At 70.3% G+C, this 303-nt stretch carries 1 protein-coding gene; it reads right to left on the bottom strand.

Annotated elements, in window-relative coordinates; translation table 11 throughout:
- Positions 1 to 303, bottom strand: a 303-nt coding sequence (locus tag D9V41_RS17310; protein WP_208006951.1) for a UTP--glucose-1-phosphate uridylyltransferase, incomplete at both ends; no start/stop codon positions are given.

Below are 303 nucleotides of genomic sequence, written 5' to 3' on the forward strand. Positions count from 1 at the left end.
CCGGACTGCGCGAACCACGCCATCATCTGCGGGTCGGGCGCGGCGCCGAGGTTGTCGGAGTTGGAGACGGTGGCGTACCGGTAGCCCTCGTCGATGAGCCGGTCGAGCACGCCCGACGTCAGCAGGGCCGTGTAGAGATCACCGTGGCCCGGCGGGCACCACTCCATCGACGGGTCCGCGGGCCAGTCGACCGGCTCCAGCGAGTCGGCGAGCAGCTTGGGCTCCTTGTGCTGCAGGAAGTCGAGGGGAAGGTCACCGGCTCGAAGATCGGGGTACCGCGCGAGCACCGCCTGGGTGTCCTCC

Source organism: Aeromicrobium phragmitis (assembly GCF_003674095.1).
GTDB lineage: Bacteria > Actinomycetota > Actinomycetes > Propionibacteriales > Nocardioidaceae > Aeromicrobium > Aeromicrobium phragmitis.